Here is a 26,542-nt window from a genome sequence, read left to right on the forward strand (position 1 = left end):
ATGACAACGGAGATAGAACCAGTGACTAATAACCAATTACAAACTACCAGACTCAAAGTAATGACCGTAGTAGGCACACGCCCGGAGATCATCCGGCTGGCGAGGGTGCTTGCTGCGCTTGACCGTTCCGAAGCTATAGAACACACGTTAGTGCATACGGGCCAGAATTATGATTATGAATTAAACCAGGTATTTTTTGAAGACCTTGGCTTACGCAAACCGGATCATTTTTTAGAAGCGGCCGGAAAAAATGCTACCGAAACAGTAGGCAATATTTTGATTAAGATTGACCCATTGCTCGAAGAATTGCAGCCTGATGCTTTCCTGGTTTTGGGAGATACAAACAGTTGCCTCTGCGCCATCCCGGCTAAAAAGCGCCATATTCCTGTCTTTCATATGGAAGCAGGCAACAGGTGTTTCGACCAGCGCGTGCCTGAAGAAACAAACCGGAAGATTGTAGATCATACAGCAGATGTAAATCTTACCTATAGCGATATTGCAAGAGAGTATTTATTAAGGGAAGGGTTGCCGGCAGACAGGATTATTAAGACAGGGTCGCCCATGTATGAAGTGCTGCAACATTACCTGCCGCAGATTGAAGCCTCTGATGTTTTTACAAGATTGAATCTTAAGAAAGGAAAATATTTTGTAGTATCCTCTCACAGGGAAGAAAACATCAATTCCGAGAAAAACTTTAACGGACTTATCGAAAGCCTGAATACCATTGCTGATCAATATCATATGCCGATAATCGTTTCTACGCACCCGCGCACCAGGAACATGATTGAGAAAATGAAAGTACAGGTAAGAAATGAAGTGCAATTCCTGAAACCATTGGGCTTTCACGATTACAACGCATTACAGAAAAACGCTTATGCTGTTTTGTCGGATAGCGGTACCATTTCTGAAGAAAGTTCCATTCTCAATTTTCGTGCATTAAATATCCGTGAGGCACACGAAAGGCCGGAAGCTATGGAAGAGGCTTCGGTAATGATGGTTGGCCTTTCACCTCAAAGAATTATGCAGGGCCTGGTACAATTGCAGCAGCAGGAAGTAGGGGAAAGCAGGAATTTCAGGAGAGTGGCAGATTATTCCATGCCAAATGTATCGGAGAAAGTTGTCAGAATAATTATATCATATACCGATTATATAAAAAGAGTTGTTTGGAGTGAAAAGTAATAAAGAAAGGCTATGGATTATTACTGAGTTGTTTTACCCGGAAGAAACGTCTACGTCATTTATCCTCTCAAAAATTGCAAATAAACTTTCGGATAAATATGATGTAAAAGTTCTATGTGGTTACCCGACTTATGATAAGAATTCGCGCAAACCGTCTTTTGAGATCAGCGATACGATAGATATAAAGCGAATTAAATCATTTGCCGGAAGTAAAGACAAAATTATACATCGCATGCTACGGTTTATGACATTAAGTATTGCCTTATGTTGGAGCGCTATGATCAACATCAGAAAGAGTGATAAGGTGTTTATAGTAACTAATCCGGCGCCATTGTTGGTGCTTATCAGTCTTCTAAAAAAAATAAAAAGGTTTGAATTAAATGTATTGGTTCACGATGTTTTCCCGGAAAATACTATTCCTGCGGGTATAATCAAAAGCAAAAAATCTTTTTTCTATAAAATTCTGAAAGCCATATTTGACAAGGCATACGGAAATGCAAGCAGGTTAATTGTATTAGGCAGGGATATGAAATCGATATTGGAAGAAAAATTACAATTCAAATCTTTACAACCGGAAATAGTGATAGTTCCCAATTGGGGAGATACAATAAATATTCAGGCTTTACCCAAAAATACCTTCATCAGGAATGATGAAAATGCTGCTAAAAAGATTGTATTTCAATATGCCGGTAATATGGGAAGAGTTCAAGGGTTGCTTGAGTTATTGGATATAATAAGCAAAGTTAACAATGATAAAATTTGTTTTGATTTTATAGGTGATGGTGCAGTAAAAAATGATATGATTGATTTTGTAAGGCATAATAAAATGATGCATAAGGTAAGCTTTTATCCGCCTTACCGCAGAGATGAGCAACAGGAAGTATTAGGAAAATGTGATGTGGCTATAATTACATTAGCTAAAGGAATGAAAGGGCTGGGAGTGCCTTCTAAAACCTATAATATTTTATCTGCAGGAAAGCCTGTTTTATTTATCGGTGATGAAGATAGTGAAATTAGTATGCTTGTGAGAGAGCATGAAATTGGTTATACATTTGTTGCTGATGATACACTTGGATTATATAATTTTTTTAATTCACTCACAGAAAGTGATCTTTTGAAACTAAAGCTAATGGGCAAAAAATCGAGAGAAATTGCAGAACAATATTATTCCGAAGATAAGGTGCTTGAAAAGTTTTATGAAATATTGTAAAGCGTATCAAATTAATAAACTATTGTAAAATGAATAGCCATAAGTGAAGTTGAAAACCAACCGAATGGTTATATGGTGTATTCCATGTGACCATTAAAAACATAAATATACACACATGAAATCTCTACTCTTCACAGGTGCATCTGGTTTTTTGGGGGAAAACGTCAAGCCTCTTTTAAGAAAAACGTATGAAGTTACTACCGCAGGATTGACGGATGAGGATGATTATAAAATAAATTTAGCTCAAGAGATTCCTGCTTTTGATAAGAAATACGATATTATTTTGCATGCCGCAGGAAAGGCGCATTCTGTCCCTAAAACAGAAAATGAAAAGAAAGTATTTTTTCAGGTGAACTTTGAAGGCACAAAAAATCTCTGTACCGGGTTGGAGAAGTCGGGTTTGCCGAATTCATTTATATTTATTAGTACTGTTGCTGTTTACGGATGCGAAAAAGGTGAAAATATAACAGAAAATCATCCTTTGGATGGGACGTCTCCATATGCCTTAAGTAAAAAACAGGCGGAAGAATTCCTAACACAATGGTGCTCTAAACATGGTGTAACGCTGGCTATTATCCGGCCATCTCTTATTGCAGGGCCTAATGCGCCTGGCAATCTTGGAGCAATGGTAAACGGTATAAGGTCAGGAAAATATTTAAGCATTGCAGGTGGAAAGGCGAGGAAAAGTGTATTGATGGTAGAAGATATTGCTAATATAATCCCTGCGCTGGCGCAAAAAGGCGGTATTTATAACGTTTGCGATGATACTCAACCTACTTTTCGTCAATTAGAAATTCTTATATCACATCATTTGAATAAAAAATTACCGGTAAATATTCCATATTGGCTGGCGAAGTCAATAGCTATAATGGGAGACGTTTTAGGTGATAAGGCGCCAATTAACTCTCTTAAATTAGAAAAGATAACTCAATCCCTGACTTTTAGCAATGAGAAAGCAAAACGAGAATTAAGTTGGCAGCCATTGAATGTTTTGAAATATTACAAGATAAGTTAGTAATTATTTAATTTCTTGATTGTTTGATTATAATATCTTTGCGCAAACTAAAAATCCATGTTATCATAAATTATTATTACAAATTAAAATTATCGACTATCAGCTAATTTGCCTTGATGTCAAGTCAAATAATACTATACAATGACTTGGGTACAGGTCAAGGCAATAGTAATCAAAAATCACAATCCATAAATCACTATCCATTCACCATTCACAATTAACAAAAAATGTCCTTATCATTCAACATAGAAAAATTTGTCGGCCAGCATATCACACATCGCACGGAAAGTTTGTTCAAACCGGATCTGGATGCCCATTATGAAACATTCAAAAAAGAAATTGAAGGTAAAAAAGTACTGGTGATCGGTGGTGCAGGTACTATTGGGTCGTCTTACATCCGCGCGCTGGTGAAGTATAACCCCGCTAAACTGATTGTAGTGGACATCAATGAAAACGGGCTGACCGAACTTGTGAGAGACTGCCGCAGCAGGAATGATATTCAGTTGCCGCAGGATTTTAAAACGTACCCGGTAAACTTCAGCGACAAGGTTTTTACAAAGATATTCCTGCACGAAGGCCCTTTTGATATTGTGGCCAACTTTGCAGCCCACAAGCATGTGCGCTCTGAAAAAGATATTTATTCCATTGAAGCGATGGTAGATAACAATGTGATCAAAGCAAAAGCATTGCTGGACGTGCTGTTGCAATACCCGCCCAAACATTTCTTCTGCGTGTCGACCGATAAAGCTGCCAACCCGGTAAACGTGATGGGTGCCAGCAAGAAGCTGATGGAAGAAGTGATACTGGCCTATTCTGAAAAATTCAAGATCACTACCGCCCGCTTTGCGAATGTGGCTTTCTCCAACGGCAGCCTGCTGATAGGATTTGTAGACAGGGTATTGAAGCAGCAACCGCTTTCCTGTCCGTCTGATGTAAAAAGGTTTTTTGTATCGCCCGATGAATCGGGCCAGATATGCCTCTCCGCGTGCATCTTGGGGAATTCGGGAGAAATTTTCTTCCCGAAACTGGAAGAAGAAACCATGGTGAAGTTTGCTGATGTGGTAGAGCCTTTCCTGCAGGAGATCGGTTATGACATGAAGGTTTGCGCTACGGAAGAAGAAGCGCGCAGCTCGCAGGAAGATATTGCCAACGGCAAATACCCCGTTTACTTTTTCAGCAGCAATACCAGCGGCGAGAAGTTGTATGAAGAATTTTATACCGACACGGAAGAGCTGGATATGAACACCTATCAATCTTTTGGCGTGGTGAAGAATGCGGAACGCAGGCAGATAGCTGAGCTGGATAACGTGATTGAAGAATTAAAGAAAGTGTTTGAATCTGAAACATCGGAAAAGAAAGATATTGTAGCAGCGCTGAACAAAATGATCCCGGGCTTTGAGCATATAGAAACAGGCATGGGCTTAGATCAGAAGATGTAGGTTTGTTGGGTTATCCTGTTATCAAGTGATCCTGTGAAGTCGTCTATTCGTTGAATTGCTTGTTTGTGTAGTTGGGTGATGTGGTTATCTGGTGATCAAGTTATGCAGTGATCATGCGAAGTCGTGTATTCGTTGAAAAACGTACAATAAAGCGAAGCGGGGGAGATAATCTTGTTCTGTTCAGGCCACCCCAGATAAAATTATTTCATAAAATAAGCTTATAAGTTGATTTAATGAAAATATACTGTACCTTTGTTGTTCGGATCATTAAAGAAGATATGCTATATGCTGTTCAGTACGTCAATAAAGAAACAGATTGTTTTCAGGAGTGTTTTGATAAATGGAATGACATAGTTTATTTGGAAGAATTTTTTGAAAATAATAAGAGCGATCTTAGTATGAAGATTGAGGATGCTATTTGTAAAACATTATATGAAGCAGCTCAGTTAGAAAATAAAATTTTGGATTGCATCAGCGGTTTGTCTAATCAAACTTTAGACAATTATATTTTTTTACCGTTGCATAAAAATGATGATTATGATATTCCGCTATTACAGTCAAAAGCCTATGGAAAACATAAAGGCAAAAGCTTTCTTCGGCTTTATGCCATACGATTAAAAGACGGATGCTATTTAATAACCGGTGGCGCTTTAAAACTCACCGCCACCATGCAGGAACGTCAACACACACAAGAAGAATTAGAAAAATTGAAACAGATTTCAAACATTTTGAGAAAGAAAGACATTTTTGACTCTTTTGATATTGGAATATTGATTCCTGAATAGAATATGAACAAAAAAGATTTACATCAAAAGCTGGAGCAGGCCTTTGGCCCTCTTACGGAAAGTAACTGGAAGCAAATGGCGCAGCAAAGGCAAAAAGAAGCAAGCTGGCGCAAACATTCTCAAAGAATTGCCCTTGCAGTCTTGCGTTCTTTAAGAACTCAACAAATTACTCAGGTACGGCTTTCTGAAATGCTAGATGTTACGCCTCAGCAAGTGAATAAGTGGTTAAGAGGAAATGAGAATCTTACACTTGATACAATTTCGAAACTGGAAGACGTATTAAACCTGGAGCTATTACAGATAACCGGTAAGGCAAAGTATACTACAGTAAATGCCTCTGCATCACTTAAGCGCAATTTTACTCATGTATATTCACCGGCCCATGAGCCTTTTAGAGCTATATATGAAACGAAGGTGATTCCAATGAAAAGCATTAGTCCAATTACATTAAAATCATCCCTCACCTGTTATGGATAACAATTCATATAAAATTTCATTTCGGCTGTCTGGAATCAGAACTGAACAATTTGCAATTATTGAAGATGTTGAAATTGTTGATAATAAAATAACGATTGAAACGGAAGTTGGTTTCGGAGTCAATATAGAAGTATCTGGCATTGAATGTAAATTTCATATTCGCTACAGCAGCAACGGTAAGGTTTTTATTTTACTTAAAGTCGCTTGCCAATTCGAAGTTGAGAATGATTTTTTTAAACAAAATCCGGAAGCAACACAATTTATTGTTCCGGTAGACTTGGCTAAACATCTGGCAGTAATTACTGTAGGCACTTCCAGGGGTATTTTACATACAAAGACGGAAGGCGGCTTTTATAATAAATTCATATTGCCGACTATTAATCTTCAGGATTTATTAAATGAAGATGTTATTTTTGAAATTCCTCCTGTCAATCACACAAATAATTTCTAATAATTTCAACCTTCATTGTGCATAAATAGATTTTATACTGGTACCATAATGCAGGTAATACCAAGACAATCTTTTGCACCCGGAAAGCATTCCAAATAAAAGTTTCCGTTTTATGAAGCTTGATTCCATTGTTACAATTTTATAACAAAAATAATATTACTGGAAAAATACAGCTAATTATATTTATCATTCATCATTTATCATTAAAAATGTATCCTCTCATTAAACGTCTTTTCGACATTCTCGTTTCCGGCATTGCTTTTATCGTGCTGTTGCCTTTCATGATCCCGATCGTGATTATTTTACTGCTGACCGGTGAGCATTATGTATTTTATTTACAAAAGAGAATAGGCTATAAAAGGCAGTATTTTAATATCATCAAGTTTGCGACAATGTTGAAAGATAGTCCCAATTTGGGTACCGGGTTGATTACAGTTAGGAAAGATCCGCGTTTGTTGCCTATCGGCGGGTTTTTAAGGATGACAAAGATCAATGAACTTCCCCAGATTTTAAATGTACTGAAAGGCGATATGAGCATTGTAGGCCCCAGGCCCTTGGTAGATAAAACTTTTAATGCTTATCCTGCTGAGGTTCAGGAGAAAATATATGATTCGAAACCGGGAATTACCGGTATAGGTTCTATTGTTTTCAGAGATGAGGAAGAATTGCTTACTAATACCAAGATGGATAGAGCAGAATATTATAATACAGTGATAGCTCCCTATAAAGGTGAATTGGAAATGTGGTATAATAAACATAAATCATTGTCAACAGACTTCTGGATTATTTTTCTTACAGCCTGGGCAATTATCAGCCCCTCGAGCCAGTTGCACTATAAAGTTTTCAAAGACTTGCCGAAAAGGGAGCTTTAGTGCAGTGATGGAGGTTATTTGTGGATTTGTGGAGGTGTGGATGTGTTTAGTGATGAAGTTATCAAGTGACGTTGTTACGATGTGATCCTGTGATGGGTAAAAGAAGTGTATTTGTGTATTTGTGGAGGCGTTTAGTGTAAAGATGTGTAGGGGGGTGCAAGCATGCTTTTGCCACAAAGGACCTAAGATACTAAGGATCACAAAGATAGAAGGTAGTTAAGTTATGTTTGCGGTCTCTGCGTTTAAAAACTTTGCGCTCTTTGCGTGAACCTTATGAGATAATTTATTTTTACCACAAAGTGCACAGCGCAGATACAAAGCTACACTAAGAGGGCAGTTCGCACCATCGCCTGGCTGTCAGTGACAGGAAGCAATGCACGGAAGGTGATTGATTCGCCCGAAAGAAATGATAGATCTTAGAGTAAATGCGGCGAAGCAATTGTTCCTGAGTGCAAATTGCTTCCGGGTCAGAGCCCATGCGCGTGGGTCACCTTCAGGCAGGCTAGACTTTTTTGATTCTTTTTGCGGCAATGGCAAAAAGAATAGCCAGAACTGGATTTGTTTAGTAATATAGTTATCAAGTGACGTTGTTACGATGTGATCCTGTGATGGGTAAAAGAAGTGTATTTGTGTATTTGTGGAGGCGTTTAGTGTAAAGATGTGTAGGGGGTGCAAGCATGCTTTTGCCACAAAGGCCCTAAGACACTAAGGATCACAAAGATAGAAGGTAGTTAAGTCATGTTTGCGGTCTCTGCGTTAAAAACTCTGTGCTCTTTGCATGAACCTTATTGCATTGTTGTCAAACTACAAAGAAATCCTTCGTGGCTTAGGTCTGCGTGGTCGCTGGAAATTCAAAAGATGACTTCTACAACTACGCTGCGCTACGTTTTACCGTAATGACGGAACCCCCGGGAGCGCGTCATTGCGAGCGAAGTACTCCGACGGTTCCTGAGGCCTTAGGACGGAGCGAAGCAATCTCACACCGCATTTACGTTCCTCGAGTTCTTCTCTAACTTTTTTTCTTGATAAAAAAAGTTACAAAAAAATCAAGCCGGCATAAGGTGGGCCGCGCACAAGGCTCAGAGCGGAAAAACTTTGTGCTTCAAGAACAATTCCTGCTGACTGGCATCAGCTTTTGATTACAGTCATATCCCGCGCAGCAGGAATCACTGTTCCGCACAGTTTTCCCTTCCACTGGCATGCCGGCGATTTCTAACCTTAGCATCCATGACGAAATGCTGCATTTTGAAATGGTTAAAAACTCAGGTGATATTGTTACCTTGTGATCGTGTGATGATGCTTCAGCAATTGCCTGCTCATACTTTGCGGCCGCTGCGTTAAAAGACTCTGCGCTCTTTGCGTGAACCTTATTTGCATTGTTGTTAACTACAAAGACATCTTTCGTGGCTTGGTGTCTCCGCGGTTGATTATCTACGCAATGCTAAAAGAATAATTTGTGTCAGGTGAAAACACCAGACACGGCATAAATCTGCACAAAACAGATACAAAGCTACACTAAGAGGACAGCTCGCACCATCGCCTGCCTGTCAGTGACAGGAAGCAATGCACAAAAGGTGATTGATTCGCCCGAAAGAAATTATAGATCTTAGAGTAAATGCGGCGAAGCAATTGTTCCTGAGTGCAAATTGCTTCCGGGTCTGAGCCCATGCGCGTGGGTCACCTTCAGGCAGGCTAGACTTTTTTGATTCTTTTTGCGGCAATGGCAAAAAGAATAGCCAGAAGTGGATTTGTTTAGTGATGAAATTATCAAGTGAGGTTGTTACCTTGTGATCTTGTGTTGGATGCTCCAGCAATTGCCTGCTCATACTTTCCGGTCTCTGCGTTTAAAAACTCTGCGCTCTTTGTGTGCACCTTATGAGATAATTTATTGGTGTCTCCGCGGTTGATTACCTACGCAATCGCAAAAAGAATAGCCAGAACTGGATTTGTTAAGTGATGAAGTTATCAAGTAAGGTTGTTACGATGTGATCCTGTGATGATGCTTCAACAATTGCCTGGGCGTACTTTCCAGTCTCTGCGGTAAAAACTCTGTGCTCTTTGCATGAACCTTATGGATAATTGCACAAAACAGGCACAAACATTCACAAATAAATACTTCGAGCCTTGGCGTCTCCGTGGCTGATTGTTTCACGACTATGCTTATATTTGTTACTCATAAAGCTACCATGAACAAAACCGCATTGATTACCGGCATTACCGGGCAGGATGGCGCTTATCTTGCAGAATATCTTTTAAAAAAGGGGTATACAGTACACGGCATTAAACGCCGGACATCGCTGTTTAATACAGACAGGATAGATCATCTTTATGAAGATCCTCATGAAGAAGACAAGAAACTTATTCTTCATTATGGTGACCTAACTGATTCCATGAACCTTACCCGCATAATACAGGAAACACAGCCGGATGAAATTTACAACCTGGCAGCTATGAGCCATGTGAAGGTAAGTTTTGAAACCCCGGAATATACAGCAAATGCAGATGGAATAGGTCCTTTACGCATACTGGAAGCGGTGCGACTGCTGGGTTTAATAGAGAAGACGCGCATCTACCAGGCATCTACTTCGGAGCTGTACGGCCTGGTGCAGGAAGTGCCGCAAAAAGAGACTACCCCATTTTATCCACGCTCGCCTTATGCGGTGGCCAAGCTGTATGCTTACTGGATCACGGTCAATTACAGGGAAGCTTACGGTATGCACGCAAGCAACGGTATTCTATTCAACCATGAATCCCCCATCCGCGGTGAGACTTTCGTTACCCGCAAAATCACCCGCGCGGTGAGCAGGATTGTATTGGGCTTGCAAAAGAAAGTTTACCTGGGAAACCTTTCAGCCAAAAGAGACTGGGGCCATGCCAAGGACTATGTAAAAGCCATGTACCTCATTCTGCAGCAGGACGAACCCTCTGATTATGTTATCGCTACGGGTATAACAACTTCCGTGAGGGATTTTATAAGCAAGGCATTCGATGAAGCAGGCGTGATGGTTCGTTTTGAAGGTGAAGATGTAGATGAGCAAATTATTTTAGACAGTATAAATGAACAGGTATTTTGTGACAAGGTAGGGGCAGAGTACCTGCCGGCATTAGCGCAGCGGATCAATACGGTAGTAGGTGAAGTAGACCCTGCCTATTTCAGGCCAACAGAAGTTGAATTGCTTATCGGCGATCCTGCAAAAGCAAAGAATGTTTTAGGCTGGGAGCCAGAATATGACCTTGCCGGGTTAGTAAAAGACATGATGCAAAGTGATATAGCGCTTATGAAAAAGAATGACTTCCTGGAAAAGAATAACTATAAAGTGATGAACTATTATGAATAAGGAAGCTAAAATTTATGTGGCAGGCCATCGCGGCCTGGTGGGCTCCGCCATTGTGCAGTCACTACAGCAGCAGGGATACGCCAACCTGGTTGGCAAAACAAGAGCAGAACTGGACCTGAAAGACGCCACAGCCGTGAACGATTTTTTCAGCAGCGAAAAGCCTGACTATGTTTTCCTGGCAGCAGCGCATGTAGGCGGCATCGTGGCAAACAATACCTACCGCGCCGATTTTATTTTTGATAACCTGCAGATACAAAATCACGTAATCGGCAGCAGCTTCCGGCATGGTGTAAAAAAGTTGTTGTTCCTGGGCAGCACCTGCATTTACCCGAAAGATGCGCCGCAACCGATGGCAGAAGACAGCCTGCTGACCGGCCCCCTGGAATATACCAATGAACCCTATGCCATTGCCAAGATCGCGGGATTGAAAATGTGTGAAAGCTTTAACCTGCAATACGGAACGAATTTTATGGCAGTTATGCCCACCAATCTCTACGGGCCCAATGACAATTTTGACCTGGAGAAAAGCCATGTACTGCCTGCCCTGATCCGGAAATTCTTATTGGCAGACAGCCTGCAAAAAAACGACTGGCAGTCAATCAGGAATGACCTGGACAAGCGGCCGGTGGAGAATGTAGGCGGCAACGCGTCAGAAGATGCGATACAAAAAGTTTTAAAAAAATATGGCATAACGGGGCAAAGCGTGGAGATATGGGGTAGCGGCAGGCCGATGCGGGAATTTCTGTGGAGTGAAGATATGGCCGACGCCTGTGTGTACATAATGCAAAACGTAAATTTCAGCGATCTGGCAGGCAGTAAACAGGAGACCAGGAATTGCCACATCAATATCGGTTCAGGCAAAGAGATCTCCATCGCAGGCCTGGCGCAACTTATTAAAGAAGCCATAAACTTTACCGGGGATATTGTGTTCAACACAGAAAAACCTGACGGCACCATGCGGAAGCTCACCGACGTTTCAAAGCTGCACGCATTAGGCTGGTATCATACAGTAGAAATAAAAGAAGGTATAGAAAAACTAATAAACTGGTATAAAAACGATAGCGGTCATGGCTAAAAAAGTATTTGTGAGCGGATGTTATGATATGCTTCACAGCGGCCACGTAGCTTTCCTCGAAGAAGCCGCTACTTACGGCGATGTTTATGTAGGCATCGGTTCAGATAAGACCGTGTATGATTTGAAATTGCGCAATACCATCAACACACAAGCTGAGCGTTTATACATGATCAGGTCGTTGAAAGCCGTGAAAGAGGCATGGATTAATTCCGGTAGTGGCGTACTTGATTTTGTGGAAGAAATGAAAGCCCTGCAGCCGGATATTTTTTTTGTAAACAACGACGGCCACAGCCCGGAAAAAGAACAACTCTGCAAAGAATTAGGTGTTGAATATGTGGTAAGCCGCCGCATACCACATGGGGATCTGCCTGCGCGCTCTACCACTGCATTGCGCAAGGCCTGCAGGATCCCTTACCGCCTTGACCTGGCGGGCGGCTGGCTCGATCAGCCTTATGTCAATAAATTATTTCCCGGACCGGTGATCACCATCAGTATTGAGCCGGACTATGAGTTTAACCATCGAAGCGGCATGTCTACCAGCAGCCGGAACAAAGCCATAGAACTTTGGGAAACAGATATTCCCGAAGGCAACAAAGAGAAGCTGGCAAAAATTCTTTTCTCCTTTGAAAACCCGCCCGGAACCAGGTATATCAGCGGTTCGCAGGATGCATTGGGCATCACGCTGCCCGGCCTGAATAAGCTTTATTACGAAAAGGATAGCCATTGGCCGGCAGACATAATTAGTACGGAGCAGGAAGATATATTGCAGTGGCTGGAAAGCATTATCTGGATGATACCCTTGTCTCCCAGGGAAAACAACTTTGATGTATTGTCGGATACCGCTATACAGGACGAGAAAGTCAGGCAGCTGAGCGCTGCTGCTGAGGAAGCATGGAATGCCATACTTGAAAAAAATATGGCCGCTTTCGGCCGCGCCTTTGTAAACAGCTTTGATGCACAGGTAGCCATGTTTCCCAACATGATCACACCGGAGATAGCGCAACAGGTCAATGCGTATAAAGACACGGTGCATGGCTGGAAAATAAGCGGCGCGGGTGGCGGCGGTTACCTGATTTTGCTGAGTGAAAAGAAAATAGATAAAGCCATCCAGATCAGGATCAGGAGATCGTGATAAAAAAGGAAGGCAAACCATATGTGCTGATGGATAATTAAAATATTGACTTATGATATACACTTTAATAATGGCAGGCGGCGTAGGCAGCCGTTTCTGGCCGAAGAGCCGCGAAAGTTTTCCCAAGCAATTTATAGACATTATGGGTACGGGCAAGTCGTTCCTGCAAATGACCTACGAACGCTCCCTGGCATTTTCAACGCCTGAAAATATACTGGTACTAACCAATGTAAATTACAAGCAGCTTGTGTCTGAACAACTGCCTGCACTCGCGGAAGAGAATATCATAACCGAGCCTTCGCGCAACAATACAGCGCCCTGCATTGCTTATGCAGCCTATAAATTATTTGCCAAAGACCGGGAAGCAGTGATGGTAGTGGTTCCTTCTGATCACCTGATTTTAAAGGAAAATGTTTTTGCGGAAAAGATCGGGATGGCTGTGGCTTTCCTGCAGGATCATGAAGCGCTGATAACCCTGGGCATTCAGCCGACACGGCCTGATACGGGCTACGGCTACATCCATTTTGAAGCGGGTAGTGCCGGTGTAAAGAAAGTAAAAAGCTTCAGGGAAAAGCCCGATGCTGCAATAGCACAGCAATACATCAACTCCGGTGAATATTTATGGAATGCAGGTATTTTTATCTGGAAGGCAAAGGATGTAATTCAGGCATTGGAGCGATATGCCCCGCAATTGAGTGGTCTTTTTTCACAGGGCAGCGAATTATACAACACACCTCAGGAAGCTGCTTTTATTGAAGTATATTACCCGCAGAGCCAGAAAATTTCCGTGGACTACGCCATCATGGAAAAGGCCGATAATGTCTATACCATTCCTGCTGATATCGGCTGGAGCGACGTGGGCACCTGGGCTTCGCTGTGGAATGTAACCGGAAAAGATGCGCATAACAATGCCGTGGTAGGTGGTGAACAAGTGTTGCTCACCAATACGGAAGGCACGATTGTATCTGCCCACAGCGGCACGACAGTTGTGGTTGACGGCCTCAAAGATTTTATTGTGGTCAATGAGAAGGACGCATTACTGATCTACCCGATACACAAGGAGCAGGAAATCAAGGAAGTGCTCAAAAGCCTGGATAAGAGTAAGTTGTAGCCTGCCCCTAAGCGGGATGATGTGATGATGTGATCAAGTGGTGGGTAAAAGTGGATTTGTTGATTTAATTGTTTATTTAGAGTGAGGTGAGATTGCCTCGCTCGCAATGACACGCTCCCGGGGATTCCGTCATACGATAAAACGTAGCGCAGCGTAGTTGTAGAAGTCATCTTTGGCCACGGAGACCTAAGGCACGAAAGATGTCTTTTGTAGTTTAACAACAATGCAAATAAGGTGCACGCAAAGAGCGCAGAGTCTTTTAACGCAAAGACCGCAAAGTATGAGCAGGCAATTGCTGAAATATCCATCACAGGATCACATCGTAACAACCTCACTTGATAACTTCATCACTAAACAAATCCAGTTCTGGCTATTCTTTTTGCCATTGCCGCAAAAAGAATCAAAAAAGTCTAGCCTGCCTGAAGGTGACCCACGCACACAAGCTCTGGCCCGGAAGCAATTTGCACTCAGGAACAATTGCTTCGCCGCATTTACTCTAAGATCTATAATTTCTTCGGGCGAATCAATCACCTTCCGTGCATTGCTTCCTGTCACTGACAGGCAGGCGTTCGGTTCGGGCACTTAACTATTATCGAAGCTTTCAAATTGATTTGAGTTATTAACCATTTCAAAATGCAGCATTTCGTCATGGATGCTAAGGTTAGGAATTGCCGGCATGCCAGTGGAAGGGAAAACTGTGCGGAACAGTGATTCCTGCTGCGCGGGATATGACTGTAATCAAAAGCAGCTGCCAGTCAGCAGGAATTGTTCTTGCAGCAAAGAGTTTTCCCGGGCATAGCCTGATGTGCGCGGCCCACCTTATGCCGGCTTGATTTTTTTGTAACTTTTTTTATCAAGAAAAAAAGTTAGAGAAGAACCGGAGGAACGTAAATGCGGGTGTGAGATTGCTTCGCTCCGTCCTAAGGACTCAGGAACCGTCGGAGTACTTCGCTCGCAATGACGCGCTCCCGGGGGTTCCGTCATTACGGTAAAACGTAGCGCAGCGTAGTTGTAGAACTCATCTTTCATGCCGTGTCTGGTGTTTTCACCTGACACAAAATTAAATAATCAGCCACGGATACGCCAAGCCGCTAAAGGTCTTTGTAGTTTAACAAAATGCAAATAAAGTTCACGCAAAGAGCGCAGATTTTTTAACGCAGAGATTGCAAAGTTATGACCGAAAAAATAGTCCCGCCTGCTAGAATTTAAATCAGCCCAGTAGCCATTTAAATGCCGGAACGATTGATATATTTTCCGGCACTTCTGCAGCATAGTTGTTCTCATCAAACACGATTAGTGTTCCTTTAGGGATATTGAATACAGACATAGCTTCTTTTAACCCGCCTATTTCCCGTTTAACGTTTTCTGCATCCAGCATGTAGGTCACCTGGACTGCTTCAGTAATCTGCAGGTTTTCTTTTATTAAAAAATCGCACTCGTATTTTCCTGAAAAATAATACAGTTCCCTGCCTCGCCGTTTGAGGTCCAGAAATACGATGTTCTCCAACAACCTCCCTTTATTTCCACTAAAACGAAACCCTAACCTATTCGGAATTGCGTTGTCTATTGCATATACTTTTCGTGAATTCATAATCTGTTTTTTGACAGAATAATCGAACTTCCGCAAATAATAAAATAAATAACTTGCTTCGTAATATTGTAAATAGTTTTTCACGGAGCTTAAACTTTTAACGCCGGCAACGTGTTGCAGCGAAGCATAGGAAAATACTTTACCAATATTAGACGCCAGGAAAAGCGCTATTTGTTTTACCTCCGCTATGTTGCTAAGCTTATAGCGTACCACAATATCCCTGTAGAGTATATCCTGAAAAAGAGCATGTGCAATTTCGGCATCTTTTTCTTTTGCTACCAATGGGAAACCGCCCGTTTCTAAAAATGTACTCAATTCGTTTAAGAGCATAGAACGCTTTTTAACCGACAAACGTTCTATATTATACGACTTGCCCTCCATCCGTAAATATTCAGAGAAAGAAAATGGGAACAACTCCAATACTTTGTTTCTGCCGGTAAGCGATGTGGAAATTTCGGAACTCAGCAGCGTAGCGTTTGAGCCGGTCACAAATACCTTACGGCCTTGTTCGTACATGCGGTTTACAAATTTTTCCCATCCCGGGGCTTCCTGTATTTCATCAAAGAAAAAAATGGGTTCGGATCTGTACGTCTCCAAATGCAGGGAGTATATATCATTAAATAATTGAGGATAGGGCATTATTCGCTCGTCGTCGAAGTTGCAGTAGCAAAATTCACCCTCACTCAGCTTCAATGCTTCCTTTATCAAAAACATTAAAGATGATTTACCGGAACGTCGGACTCCGGTTATAACCACTACCTGGCTTGTCTTTAGATAGGAGTCCAAAGGATAATCCCTCGCTATTAAGCCGCTTTTGGATTGAAACACCTCTTTTTGGTCAATAAGCACTTCTAATAACAACTTTTTATCCATACTCTGTCACAATTAATACAAAATAAAGGTAAAGAATTATTCTATACCAACGAATGAATTCATACTTTTTTGTTCTTTTAAAACGAATGAATTACGGCTGACCCGTAACTCTTATTTCGTTAGATTTAATTTGAAATGTAAGATATGGTATGCCTGCCTGGTTTTTACCCGACATTAAATCTTCGATAGCTGTTGTTTTCACCTGACACAAAATTATTCTTTTTGCCATTGCGTAGATAATCAGCCACGGAGACCTAAGGCACGAAGGATTTCTTTAGTGTAACTTTGTATCTGCTTTGTGTATTTGTGGTTAAAAAATAAATTATCTCATAAGGCTCCACGCAAAGAGCGCAAAGTTTTTAAACGCAGAGAGCGCAAACATGACTTAACTACCTTCTATCTTTTTGATCCTTAGTGTCTTAGGCCTTTGTGGCAAAAGCATGCTGCACCCCACTACACATCTTTACACTAAACGCCTCCACAAATACACAAATACACAAATACACAAATACACTTCTTTTACCCATCACAGGATCACAACATAACAACGTCACTTGGTAACTTCATTACTAAACAAATCCACTTCTGGCTATTCTTTTTGCCATTGCCGCAAAAAGAATCAAAAAAGTCTAGCCTGCCTGAAGGTGACCCACGCGCATGGGCTCTGACCCGGAAGCAATTTGCACTCAGGAACAATTGCTTCGCCGCATTTACTCTAAGATCTATAATTTCTTTCGGGCGAATCAATCACCTTCCGTGCATTGCTTCCTGTCACTGACAGGCAGGCGATGGTGCGAACTGCCCTCTTAGTGTAGCTTTGTATCTGCTCTGTGCACTTTGTGGTTAAAAAATAAATTATCTCATAAGGCTCCACGCAAAGAGCGCAAAGTTTTTAAACGCAGAGACCGCAAACATGACTTAACTACCTTCTATCTTTGTGATCCTTAGTGTCTTAGGCCTTTGTGGCAAAAGCATGCTGCACCCCACTACACATCTTTACACTAAACGCCTCCACAAATACACAAATACACAAATACACTTCTTTTACCCATCACACGATCACAAGGTAACAACGTCACTTGATAAACTGACAGGCAGGCCTTCGGTTCGGGCACTTAAGTATTATCGAAGCTTTCAAATTGATTTGAGTTTTTAACCATTTCAAAATGCAGCATTTCGTCATGGATGCAAAGGTTAGGAATCGCCGGCATGCCAGTGGAAGGGAAAACTGTGCGTAACAGTGATTCCTGCTGCGCGGGATATGACTGTAATCAAAAGCTGTTGCCAGTCAGCAGGAATTGTTCTTGCAGCACAGAGTTTTCCCGGGGATAGCCTGATGTGCGCGGCCCACCTTATGCCGGCTTGATTTTTTGTAACTTTTTTATCAAGAAAAAAGTTAGAGAAGAACTCGAGGAACGTAAATGCGGTGTGAGATTGCTTCGCTCTGTCCTAAGGACTCAGGAACCGTCGGAGTACTTCGCTCGCAATGACGCGCTCCGGGGGGTTCCGTCATTGATAACAACATCACTTGATAACTTCATCACTAAACAAATCCAGTTCTGGCTATTCTTTTTGCCATTGCCGCAAAAAGAATCAAAAAAGTCTAGCCTGCCTGAAGGTGACCCACGCGCATGGGCTCTGACCCGGAAGCAATTTGCACTCAGGAACAATTGCTTCGCCGCATTTACTCTAAGATCTATCATTTCTTTCGGGCGAATCAATCACCTTCCGTGCATTGCTTCCTGTCACTGACAGCCAGGCGATGGTGCGAACTGTCCTCTTAGTGTAGCTTTGTATCTGTTTTGTGCACTTTGTGGTTAAAAAATACATTATCTCATAAGGCTCACGCAAAGAGCGCAGAGTTTTTAACGCAGAGACCGCAAACATGACTTAACTACCTTCTATCTTTGTGATCCTTGGTGTCTTAGGGCCTTTGTGGCAAAAGCATGCTTGCACCCCCTACACATCTTTACACTAAACGCCACCACAAATACACAAATACACTTCTTTTACCCATCACACGATCACAACATCACTTGATAACTTCATCACTAAACAAATCCACACCTCCACACCTCCACAAAAATATTTCATTACTCCATTCGTGCCTCCGCGGCGGGTAGCAAAGTAGCGCTCACCGTTTAAATTAAAAAATAAAAATGGTAAATTTGCATACTCAAACACAAGGAATGACTAAAGAAGTTTATAGCAGTGCAGATGAATTAGTGGCATCCCAGCAGGATGGTGATTTAAAATCAATCGGTGAGAAAGTTTTATCAGCCCAACGTATTACACCTGAAGAAGGTGTTGTGCTTTTCGAAAAAGGCTCTTTAGGGTTTGTGGGTGCGCTGGCTAACTACCTCCGCGAGAAAAAGCTGGGAAACAAAGCTTATTTCAACAGGAACTTTCACATAGAACCTACCAATGTCTGCATTTTTACCTGCGATTTCTGCGCTTACTCACGCCGCTACAAACATCGTGAAGAAGGCTGGGAACTCAGCGAAGAACAGATGATGCATATTGTAAAAAGCTACGACGGCCAACCGGTAACGGAGGTGCACATCGTAGGTGGCGTACACCCGAAACTGAACCTTCCTTTCTTTATTGAACTGATCAAAAAGATCAAAGCCCACCGCCCGGAGCTGCATATCAAGGGCTATACCGCGGTTGAACTGGATTATATGTTCCGCAAAGCAAAAGTAACTCCTGAAGAGGGCCTGAAACTATTGCAGGATGCGGGTTTGCAGTCATTGCCCGGAGGAGGTGCAGAAATTTTCAATAAAGAAGTACGCAATAAGATCTGTGCCGATAAAGTAGATGCGGAAGGCTGGCTGAATATCCACCGCGCGGCGCATAACCTAGGCATGCACTCCAATGCCACCATTTTATACGGCCATATAGAATCGTTTGCCGACCGTATTGAACATATGGACATGTTGCGGCAGTTGCAGGATGAAACCAGAGGCTTCAACACTTTTATTCCTTTAAAATTCCGCAACCAGAACAACGACATGAGCCACATACCGGAAGTGTCGGTGATTGAAGATATGCGCATGTACGCTATCTCTAAAATTTACCTCGACAACTTCCCGCACTTAAAAGCCTATTGGCCAATGCTGGGCAGGCAGAACGCACAACTGGCTTTGAGCTTTGGAGTCGATGACCTGGACGGCACTATCGACGATACTACAAAGATATATTCTATGGCAGGCAGCGAGGAACAGAACCCTTCCATGTCTACCGAAGACCTGGTGAATATGATACGACAGGCAGGAAGGCAACCCGTTGAAAGAGATACTTTGTACAACGAAATAAAGGTTTATTGATTTTAAATTACAGTTACAGATTACAGATTACAGATTACAGATTGCAAATTTCAAATTACAGATTACAAATCATAATTCACAAATTATAATTCACCACCGTGTTTAACAAAAGAACGAGAATAAAAGAGCTTTTAAAAGGCGACAAGATAGGAGAGGAAGTAACTGCAATGGGCTGGGTGCGTACATTCCGCAACAACCAGTTTATCGCTATCAATGATGGCAGCTGCAATGCGAACCTGCAGGCAGTTGTAGAACTGGGTACACAAAACGAAGAAACCCTCAAGCGCATCACCACCAGCGCATCTGTGAAAGTTACGGGTGAGCTTATAGCATCTTTGGGCAAAGGGCAGCAGGTAGAATTAAAGGTAAAAACCCTGGAAATTCTCGGCGACAGCGACCCGGAGAAATATCCCTTACAACCCAAAAAGCACAGCCTGGAATTTTTAAGAGAACATGCGCACCTGCGTTTCAGGACCAATACATTCGGATCGGTTTTCCGGGTACGCCATGCATTGGCATTTGCGACTCATAAGTTTTTTAATGATAAAGGTTTTCTTTACCTGCATACGCCCATCATCACCTCCAGCGATGCAGAAGGCGCCGGAGAAATGTTCCGGGTAACAACGCTTGACCTGGAAAACCTCCCCAGAACGCAAGATGGTAAAATAAATTTTGCAGAAGATTTCTTCGGAAAGTCAACAAACCTCACGGTTTCAGGGCAGCTGGAAGGCGAGCTTGGCGCAACGGCATTCTCTGATATTTACACTTTCGGCCCTACATTCAGGGCAGAAAATTCCAATACTACCCGCCACCTGGCCGAGTTCTGGATGATAGAGCCCGAGATGGCTTTTTACGATATTGAAGACAACATGGACCTGGCGGAAGAGTTTATCAAGTACCTGATCAGCTATGTGTTTGAGCACAACCACGAAGATCTGCAATTCCTGGAAAGCCGCCTGAAAGAAGAAGAAAAATCATTGCCCCAGGATAAACGCAGTGAGTTTGGGCTGATAGAAAAATTACAGTTTGTGCTGGAGAATCCGTTCGAACGCATCACATATACCGAAGCGATAGATATACTGATGGCTTCGCCAATGTACAAGAAAAAGAAATTTAAGTTTGAGGTGAAGTGGGGTATTGACCTGCAAAGTGAGCATGAACGCTACCTGGTAGAAAAACATTTCAGGAAACCGGTGATTGTTACAGGCTATCCGAAAGAGATCAAAGCATTTTACATGCGCCAGAACGATGATGGCAAAACAGTTGCTGCGATGGATATCCTGGCGCCGGGGATCGGCGAAATTGTTGGCGGCTCGCAGCGAGAGGAGCGCCTGGAAGTATTGCTCAACAGGATGCAGGAGATGAATATTCCAGCCCGGGAAATGGATTTTTACCTGGATACGCGCCGCTTCGGCACGGTGCCGCATGCGGGCTTTGGCCTTGGTTTTGAAAGAATGGTATTGTTCGTGACGGGGATGACAAATATCCGCGATGTGATTGCGTTTGCAAGAACGCCGGATAATTGTGAATTTTAATAATTTTGTTGGCAAAAAACTTTTTTATTCGCAAAAATGATTTATTTTTGCAGTCCTTTAACGGGAAATGGTGCGATAGCTCAGTTGGTAGAGCAATGGACTGAAAATCCATGTGTCGGCGGTTCGATCCCGCCTCACACCACAAAAGCCGGAATTCTTATAGTTCCGGCTTTTTTTATGCATTAATATTGGTAAATATTGAGAGGTATTGATGCAGACCTCAACCTCAACATAATGCCAAAAAATAATCAGGCATTCGCCGCTGTTTTATAACTTCTATTGGCTCAAGGAACTAAATCGTGATAATTAGGAACAAATTACTCCAGAAGCTCGTACTTTGGCTGATACACCCGATGAATTTTCAATTGACCGGAATATACGTGCGCATTTACGAGTAAATGTTTCAGGGCGCCCCGGTCTACGATAGCTGGGCGGAGTAATCATGCATTGCTGATTTTTGCTAAAATTTGTAGCAAAACTTGTAACTTTGTACAATGAAACGAAGCGGAACTGCAGACCTTCCTCTACATTACGGCTATGTACCCAAATGGCTTTCCGACCGTATGGCCAAGCTTGGGCTGGCTATTACAGAAGCTGTATTGTCGGAATATGGAAAGAATGAAATGCTGCGCCGCTTATCTGATCCCTTCTGGTTCCAGAGCTTTGGCGCGGTCATGGGCATGGACTGGCATTCTTCCGGCATCACAACTTCAGTGATGGGTGCGCTGAAACGCGCTGTGAATCCGCATTTCAGGGAATTGGGCATATATATTTGCGGCGGCAAGGGGAAATATTCTACCGAAACGCCGGCAGAACTTTTACGGCTGAGCGACATTTCAGGCCTGAATGGTAATGAGTTGGTGAGGTGCAGCAAGCTGAGCGCTAAAGTAGATAACACTGCCGTGCAGGACGGGTTTCAATTGTATACACACAACTTTATCGTGAGCAATACAGGCGAGTGGACCGTGATACAGCAGGGCATGCGCATCGGCGATAAGACTGCACGCCGCTACCACTGGCATTCTGCCGGTATTCGATCTTTTACCGAAGAGCCGCACACAGGCATCTGTGGTTTGAACCAGGGATACATCCTGAACCTTACAGCGAAAGATGCTGCGCCCGCAAAGCAAGGCATTATGCAGCTTTCAAAAGAAAAGCCCGATCAATGGCTGGATGATTATCAGCGGCTGATAATGCCATCGCACCATGAAGTACACGCCAAAGATGTTAACCTGAAAAGATTAGGTTCAGTGCTCTGGCTGGCACATGAACAACAACCTGAAAACTTTGAAGAATTGCTGTTGTTGCAGGGTATAGGGCCGCGCACGATACAATCTCTCTCTTTGGTCAGCGAAGTGATACATGGCACCCCATCAAGATTTGAGGATCCGGCGCGCTTTTCCTTTGCACACGGTGGAAAAGATGGTCACCCGTTTCCCGTGCCGGTAAAGACCTATGATGAAACTATCGCTGTTTTGCAGCATGCAGTATATAAAGCTAAATTAGGCAACACTGATAAAAGTGAAGCTTTAAAGAAATTGCATACCATTGCAGAAAATGCTGAAAAGAATTTTACTCCTAACAACAATTTTGCTGAACTGATAGCCAAGGAAAGAAACGATAGCTGGAAGTATGGCGGCAAAACGGTTTTCGGTGATGCAAAGCCTCCCAGGCATCGTTCTAAGGGTGTGCAGTTGCGTTTGTTTTAATAGTATTTATTCATCCAATTTTTCATAAGCGAAATTCGGCTTGATGTACTGGTTTAAATACTTGCCTTTGGAAAAAGCATTTTTAAAATCCTGGAAAACAGCCGCCGGCACCTTGAGGTATTTATACACCGATCCCGAAACGTAGACGATGGTAAGTGTCTCCTTCTCCGCATTGTAATGATAAGATTTTATAACGGTTGAGGGCATAGCTGATGCGTTGCAAAAACCTTTCCAGTTTGGTTCTGGCTCCCTCTCTTGAATAGAGATCGTGGTCTGAAGGCGATGGAAAAAATCCGTGCCGAAGACATCAAGAATAACGGAATAAGACCTCTTTGAACTCTGGGCACAAGTGGACACTTGCGGCAGCTTCGTTGGTTCCGGCTCCCTCTCTTGAATAAAGATTCGTCGCCTGGAGGCGATATAAAAGAAATCCGTGCCGAAGACAGCAAGATAACGGAATAAAACCTCTTTGAACTCCGGGCACAAGTGGACACTTGCGCCGGCTTCGTTGGTTCTGGCTTTCTCTCCTTGAATAGAGATCGCCGCTTGGACGCGAAAGGAAATCCGTGCCGAAGACATCAAGAATAACGGAATAAGACCTCTTTGAACTCCTGGCACAAGTGGACACTTGCGCCGGCTTCGTTATTTCTGGCTCCCTCTCTTGAATAAAGATTCGTCGCCTGGAGGCGATATAAAAGAAATCCGTGCCGAAGACAGCAAGATAACGGAATAAGACCTCTTTGAACTCCGGGCACAAGTGGACACTTGCGCCGGCTTCGTTGGTTCTGGCTCCCTCTCTTGAATAAAGATTCGTCGCCTGGAGGCGATATAAAAGAAATCCGTGCCGAAGACAGCACGAATAACGCGAATAAGACTTCTTTTAACTCCGGGCACAAGTGGACACTTGCACCAGCTTCGTTGGTTTTTGGCTTTCTCTCCTTGAATAGAGTCCGTTCGCTTGGAGGCGATGGAAAGAAAATCTGTGGCGAAGACAGCACGAGTAACGGGATTTATTGTAACTCCATAACTCCATAACTTCATCACTCCATCACTCCATCACTTCGTAACTTCATCACTCCATCACATCAACACCTAAACTCCTCCACAAATCCACACCTCCTTTTCATTACATTTTTTTGGCAGGGCTGTATGAGCTTTGCTATTAAAACTGCATCCGCTGTACCCGCACTGCATTCAATATTGCCAACAGTGCAACGCCTACATCGGCAAAAACAGCCTCCCACATAGTAGCCAGTCCGCCTGCACCCAGCAGCAACACAGCTGCTTTCACCACAAATGCAAGCGCAATATTCTGCCATACTATTTTCTTTGTTTGCCTGCCGATGTTGATGGCCATAGGTATTTTAGACGGCATATCATCCTGGATCACCACGTCGGCAGTTTCTATGGTAGCGTCGCTGCCAAGCCCGCCCATGGCAATGCCCGCATCGCTCAACGCTACTACCGGTGCGTCGTTCACTCCGTCGCCTACAAATGCCACTGTTTCATGCCGCGCTTTAATCTCTTTTAGTTTATTCACTTTGTCTTCAGGTAGCAGGTCGCCATATGCATGGAGAATGCCCAGTTGCCTGGCAACATCCTGTACCACAGCCGATTTGTCGCCGCTGAGCATGGTTGTTTGAATGCCCATCCGGTTTAGCCTGGCTATAGTTGTGCCTGCATCCTGTTTGATGCTGTCAGCAATGGTCAGGTAGCCTGCAAATTTTTTATCGTAAGCGATTGCGATTTGCGTGTGTGCTTTGCCGGCAGGGTCTATATCGTAGGGAATATTTTCTTTGTCCAGCAGCCTGAAGTTGCCTGCCAGCAGCTCTTTACCGTTGATCATTGCTTTTAAACCATAGCCTGGAATTTCTTCCACCTGTTCCAAAGGAATGTGATGATCTATTTCACCCACAAATTCGTGTATGGCGGTGGCTACAGGGTGTGTAGATTTGCTTTCCAGGGTATTGACCATCTGCAGCAGTTCCTGCCTGTTAAACCCGGGTTTTATATGGGCTTCCTGAACGCGGAACAAACCTTCTGTAAGTGTCCCGGTTTTGTCCATTACCACATGTTTTACCCTGGCCATCACATCCAGGAAATTGCCGCCTTTGAATAAAATACCGTTGCGGCTGGCAGCGCCGATACCGCCGAAATAACCCAATGGTATACTAATGACCAGCGCACACGGGCAACTGATCACCAGGAATATCAGCGCGCGGTAGAGCCAGTCCCTGAATACATAATTGTCCACAAAAAAATAAGGCAGCAGGCAAATGCCTATGGCTGCAAAAACAACCATAGGTGTATAGATCTTTGCAAACTTGCGGATGAATAATTCTGTAGGCGCCTTTTGTGCAGTAGCATCCTGTACCAATTGCAGTATCCTGGAAAGCTTTGTATCTGCATAAGCTGTGGTTACTTGTACTTCGGAAACATTGTTGAGGTTGATCATGCCTGCCAGCACTGTATCTCCTTTGCGTTTGGTGTCTGGCTGGCTTTCGCCGGTAAGTGCAGCAGTATTAAAAGTTCCGCTTTTTGAAATAAGATCACCATCAAGCGCCAGCTTTTCCCCGGGCTTCAATTGTACAATATCGCCGATGACTGCATTTGCCGCTTTCATAATTTTCGGCCGGCCATTGTCTAAAACAGTTACTTCGCTGATCCAGCAGCTTGCTGATATTTCCTTTGGCTCTTCTTACTGCCATTGCCTGGAAAATTTCTCCCACACTGTAGAACAGCATCACCGCAACGCCTTCGGGATATTCGCCGATGGCAAATGCGCCAATGGTAGCAATGCTCATCAGCAGGAATTCAGAAAATATTTCGCCTCTTGCAATACTTTTGAAAGCATCTTTTACTACCGGGAAGCCCACGGGTATATAAGCTGCAATATACCACAGGAGGCATATGCGGTTGTTGAACCAGACCTGTGGCAGCCAGTTGTCCATCACTATGGCAGCCATCATCAACGCCAAAGACAGTATCGCAGGCAGAAACATTTTTAAATGATTGCCGCCTGTATGATGGGCGTGGTCATGATCATCACCATGTTCGTGGCTATGATCGTGTGCGGAAGCAGGTTTCAAAGCTTTATGCTGATGCGTGGCAGTTGCCACGGCCGATGTATTTACAACCTTGCGGGCTGCTATTCCTTTAGCTGCTTTATCATTCACTTTTTTTTCCTGTGGCGTACAACAAAGTTGGTTGCCATCCTTATCGTAAATATGTTTGTGCATCATCTTATATTGCTTTTGCGCTATACAGCTTAAATATTTTTGGTGAATTATTGATGTATTACTTTACCCTACATTACATATGATCTCAACAAGATTTAAAATTAAAGTTTTATAATTAGTTAATATTTATTTCTGCAGAACTTCGTACCTCAAAGAATTTTATTTTTAAATTTTAATAGAAAATA

Annotated in this window: 20 protein-coding genes and 1 tRNA gene; 17 read left to right on the forward strand and 4 right to left on the reverse strand. The window is 42.9% G+C overall.

The window, feature by feature from the left end; translation table 11 throughout:
- From wecB to OD355_RS08900, 13 genes are all read left to right on the forward strand, one after another.
- Complete coding sequence (gene wecB, locus OD355_RS08840) at window positions 1–1,179, forward strand: non-hydrolyzing UDP-N-acetylglucosamine 2-epimerase (RefSeq protein ID WP_263038105.1); 1,179 nt, start codon at window positions 1–3, stop codon at window positions 1,177–1,179.
- Window positions 1,169–2,389 (forward strand): glycosyltransferase family 4 protein, encoded by a 1,221-nt coding sequence (locus tag OD355_RS08845; RefSeq protein WP_263038106.1) that lies wholly within the window; start codon window positions 1,169–1,171, stop codon window positions 2,387–2,389. The genes wecB and OD355_RS08845 overlap by 11 nt, the downstream gene beginning before the upstream one ends.
- A 115-nt stretch (window positions 2,390–2,504) precedes the next feature.
- Complete coding sequence (locus OD355_RS08850) at window positions 2,505–3,404, forward strand: NAD-dependent epimerase/dehydratase family protein (RefSeq protein ID WP_263038107.1); 900 nt, start codon at window positions 2,505–2,507, stop codon at window positions 3,402–3,404.
- Window positions 3,405–3,631: 227 nt separating this feature from the next.
- Window positions 3,632–4,843: a UDP-N-acetylglucosamine 4,6-dehydratase gene (locus tag OD355_RS08855; RefSeq protein ID WP_263038108.1), complete on the forward strand. Its 1,212-nt coding sequence runs from the start codon at window positions 3,632–3,634 to the stop codon at window positions 4,841–4,843.
- Window positions 4,844–5,076: 233 nt separating this feature from the next.
- Window positions 5,077–5,628: a hypothetical protein gene (locus tag OD355_RS08860; protein WP_263038109.1), complete on the forward strand. Its 552-nt coding sequence runs from the start codon at window positions 5,077–5,079 to the stop codon at window positions 5,626–5,628.
- 3 nt (window positions 5,629–5,631) lie between these two features.
- A complete protein-coding gene (locus OD355_RS08865; RefSeq protein ID WP_263038110.1) occupies window positions 5,632–6,105 on the forward strand; it encodes a helix-turn-helix domain-containing protein in 474 nt (157 codons plus the stop codon).
- Window positions 6,098–6,556, forward strand: coding sequence for a hypothetical protein (locus OD355_RS08870; RefSeq protein ID WP_263038111.1), 459 nt, complete (start codon window positions 6,098–6,100; stop codon window positions 6,554–6,556). Before OD355_RS08865 ends, OD355_RS08870 begins: the two co-directional genes overlap by 8 nt.
- Before the next feature lie 209 nt (window positions 6,557–6,765).
- On the forward strand, window positions 6,766–7,428 hold the full coding sequence (locus OD355_RS08875; RefSeq protein ID WP_263038112.1) for a sugar transferase: 663 nt from the start codon (window positions 6,766–6,768) through the stop codon (window positions 7,426–7,428).
- Window positions 7,429–9,614: 2,186 nt separating this feature from the next.
- Window positions 9,615–10,766: a GDP-mannose 4,6-dehydratase gene (gene gmd / locus OD355_RS08880; RefSeq protein ID WP_263038113.1), complete on the forward strand. Its 1,152-nt coding sequence runs from the start codon at window positions 9,615–9,617 to the stop codon at window positions 10,764–10,766.
- Window positions 10,759–11,841 carry a GDP-L-fucose synthase family protein gene (locus OD355_RS08885; RefSeq protein WP_263038114.1) on the forward strand — a complete coding sequence of 361 codons (1,083 nt, stop codon included), beginning with the start codon at window positions 10,759–10,761 and terminating at the stop codon, window positions 11,839–11,841. Before gmd ends, OD355_RS08885 begins: the two co-directional genes overlap by 8 nt.
- Window positions 11,834–12,973 carry an adenylyltransferase/cytidyltransferase family protein gene (locus OD355_RS08890; RefSeq protein WP_263038115.1) on the forward strand — a complete coding sequence of 380 codons (1,140 nt, stop codon included), beginning with the start codon at window positions 11,834–11,836 and terminating at the stop codon, window positions 12,971–12,973. The genes OD355_RS08885 and OD355_RS08890 overlap by 8 nt, the downstream gene beginning before the upstream one ends.
- Before the next feature lie 52 nt (window positions 12,974–13,025).
- Complete coding sequence (locus tag OD355_RS08895) at window positions 13,026–14,084, forward strand: mannose-1-phosphate guanylyltransferase (RefSeq protein ID WP_263038116.1); 1,059 nt, start codon at window positions 13,026–13,028, stop codon at window positions 14,082–14,084.
- 280 nt (window positions 14,085–14,364) lie between these two features.
- Window positions 14,365–14,670: a hypothetical protein gene (locus OD355_RS08900; protein WP_263038117.1), complete on the forward strand. Its 306-nt coding sequence runs from the start codon at window positions 14,365–14,367 to the stop codon at window positions 14,668–14,670.
- Window positions 14,671–15,294: 624 nt separating this feature from the next.
- Here OD355_RS08900 and OD355_RS08905 read toward each other — a convergent pair.
- Window positions 15,295–16,548, reverse strand: coding sequence for an ATP-binding protein (locus OD355_RS08905; protein ID WP_263038118.1), 1,254 nt, complete (start codon window positions 16,546–16,548; stop codon window positions 15,295–15,297).
- 2,159 nt (window positions 16,549–18,707) lie between these two features.
- Between OD355_RS08905 and mqnE the strand changes: the two genes are divergently transcribed.
- The 4 genes from mqnE to OD355_RS08925 all read left to right on the forward strand — a co-directional run bounded on the left by mqnE (window position 18,708) and on the right by OD355_RS08925 (window position 23,118).
- Entirely contained in the window at window positions 18,708–19,874 is a 1,167-nt protein-coding gene (mqnE, locus tag OD355_RS08910) for an aminofutalosine synthase MqnE (protein ID WP_263038119.1), read from the forward strand.
- A gap of 98 nt (window positions 19,875–19,972) precedes the next feature.
- Window positions 19,973–21,409, forward strand: a complete 1,437-nt coding sequence (gene asnS, locus OD355_RS08915; RefSeq protein WP_263038120.1) for an asparagine--tRNA ligase — start codon at window positions 19,973–19,975, stop codon at window positions 21,407–21,409.
- A 69-nt stretch (window positions 21,410–21,478) separates the two neighbouring features.
- Window positions 21,479–21,551, forward strand: a tRNA-Phe gene (locus tag OD355_RS08920).
- 352 nt (window positions 21,552–21,903) lie between these two features.
- The gene (locus tag OD355_RS08925) at window positions 21,904–23,118 is read left to right on the forward strand and encodes a DUF763 domain-containing protein (RefSeq protein ID WP_263038121.1); all 1,215 of its coding nucleotides are present in this window, start codon (window positions 21,904–21,906) and stop codon (window positions 23,116–23,118) included.
- Window positions 23,119–23,124: 6 nt separating this feature from the next.
- On the opposite strand, the gene OD355_RS08930 is transcribed toward OD355_RS08925, so the two are convergent.
- The 3 genes from OD355_RS08930 to OD355_RS08940 form a co-directional block, all read right to left on the reverse strand.
- Window positions 23,125–23,736: a KTSC domain-containing protein gene (locus OD355_RS08930; protein ID WP_263038122.1), complete on the reverse strand. Its 612-nt coding sequence runs from the start codon at window positions 23,734–23,736 to the stop codon at window positions 23,125–23,127.
- Window positions 23,737–24,280: 544 nt separating this feature from the next.
- Entirely contained in the window at window positions 24,281–25,741 is a 1,461-nt protein-coding gene (locus tag OD355_RS08935; protein WP_263038123.1) for a heavy metal translocating P-type ATPase, read from the reverse strand.
- A complete protein-coding gene (locus tag OD355_RS08940; protein ID WP_263038124.1) occupies window positions 25,674–26,360 on the reverse strand; it encodes a hypothetical protein in 687 nt (228 codons plus the stop codon). The genes OD355_RS08935 and OD355_RS08940 overlap by 68 nt, the downstream gene beginning before the upstream one ends.
- Window positions 26,361–26,542: the final 182 nt, after the last annotated feature.

Origin of the sequence: Haoranjiania flava, assembly GCF_025631005.1 — a bacterium.
Lineage (GTDB): Bacteria > Bacteroidota > Bacteroidia > Chitinophagales > Chitinophagaceae > Haoranjiania > Haoranjiania flava.

What these genes read in the sequence shown, in the direction of transcription:
- wecB (WP_263038105.1), top strand. Translation starts at nt 1, where the DNA reads ATGACAACGGAGATAGAACCAGTGACTAATAACCAATTACAAACTACC.
- OD355_RS08850 (WP_263038107.1), top strand. Translation starts at nt 2,505, where the DNA reads ATGAAATCTCTACTCTTCACAGGTGCATCTGGTTTTTTGGGGGAAAAC.
- OD355_RS08855 (WP_263038108.1), top strand. Translation starts at nt 3,632, where the DNA reads ATGTCCTTATCATTCAACATAGAAAAATTTGTCGGCCAGCATATCACA.
- OD355_RS08860 (WP_263038109.1), top strand. Translation starts at nt 5,077, where the DNA reads ATGAAAATATACTGTACCTTTGTTGTTCGGATCATTAAAGAAGATATG.
- OD355_RS08865 (WP_263038110.1), top strand. Translation starts at nt 5,632, where the DNA reads ATGAACAAAAAAGATTTACATCAAAAGCTGGAGCAGGCCTTTGGCCCT.
- OD355_RS08870 (WP_263038111.1), top strand. Translation starts at nt 6,098, where the DNA reads ATGGATAACAATTCATATAAAATTTCATTTCGGCTGTCTGGAATCAGA.
- OD355_RS08875 (WP_263038112.1), top strand. Translation starts at nt 6,766, where the DNA reads ATGTATCCTCTCATTAAACGTCTTTTCGACATTCTCGTTTCCGGCATT.
- gmd (WP_263038113.1), top strand. Translation starts at nt 9,615, where the DNA reads ATGAACAAAACCGCATTGATTACCGGCATTACCGGGCAGGATGGCGCT.
- OD355_RS08885 (WP_263038114.1), top strand. Translation starts at nt 10,759, where the DNA reads ATGAATAAGGAAGCTAAAATTTATGTGGCAGGCCATCGCGGCCTGGTG.
- OD355_RS08890 (WP_263038115.1), top strand. Translation starts at nt 11,834, where the DNA reads ATGGCTAAAAAAGTATTTGTGAGCGGATGTTATGATATGCTTCACAGC.
- OD355_RS08895 (WP_263038116.1), top strand. Translation starts at nt 13,026, where the DNA reads ATGATATACACTTTAATAATGGCAGGCGGCGTAGGCAGCCGTTTCTGG.
- OD355_RS08900 (WP_263038117.1), top strand. Translation starts at nt 14,365, where the DNA reads ATGAGCAGGCAATTGCTGAAATATCCATCACAGGATCACATCGTAACA.
- OD355_RS08905 (WP_263038118.1), bottom strand. Translation starts at nt 16,548, where the DNA reads ATGGATAAAAAGTTGTTATTAGAAGTGCTTATTGACCAAAAAGAGGTG.
- mqnE (WP_263038119.1), top strand. Translation starts at nt 18,708, where the DNA reads ATGGTAAATTTGCATACTCAAACACAAGGAATGACTAAAGAAGTTTAT.
- OD355_RS08925 (WP_263038121.1), top strand. Translation starts at nt 21,904, where the DNA reads ATGAAACGAAGCGGAACTGCAGACCTTCCTCTACATTACGGCTATGTA.
- OD355_RS08935 (WP_263038123.1), bottom strand. Translation starts at nt 25,741, where the DNA reads ATGAAAGCGGCAAATGCAGTCATCGGCGATATTGTACAATTGAAGCCC.
- OD355_RS08940 (WP_263038124.1), bottom strand. Translation starts at nt 26,360, where the DNA reads ATGATGCACAAACATATTTACGATAAGGATGGCAACCAACTTTGTTGT.